The sequence below is a fragment of the Rhodanobacter spathiphylli B39 genome (assembly GCF_000264295.1).
In the GTDB taxonomy this organism is placed as follows: domain Bacteria; phylum Pseudomonadota; class Gammaproteobacteria; order Xanthomonadales; family Rhodanobacteraceae; genus Rhodanobacter; species Rhodanobacter spathiphylli.
Genome location: NZ_AJXT01000181.1, coordinates 1 through 227, shown reverse-complemented (window position 1 = coordinate 227; position 227 = coordinate 1). Strand labels below are relative to the sequence as shown.

Genomic DNA, 227 nt, shown 5'->3' with positions numbered 1-227 from the left:
CTTACATACTCAATATATAGTGAATTCCTTGGATCATTAGTGTCGCGAGTTCCCACTAAGCTAAAACCTTGGCAAGGTGGTCCACCTATAATACCTGTAATTTCATTTTTATATTTTTTAATATCATCATTTGAAAAATCATGGATATCAATAGTTGTACCTACAGAGTTTGTATGGTTAAAATTAAAAGTTTCAATTGCATCTTTCCATTTATCTATTGCTAATAC

General features: G+C 30.4%; 1 protein-coding gene. It reads right to left on the bottom strand.

The genetic code is table 11. The annotated features are described in order from the left end of the window. Positions 1-227, bottom strand: a 227-nt coding sequence (locus tag UU7_RS18055; protein ID WP_040673745.1) for a DNA cytosine methyltransferase, incomplete at both ends; no start/stop codon positions are given.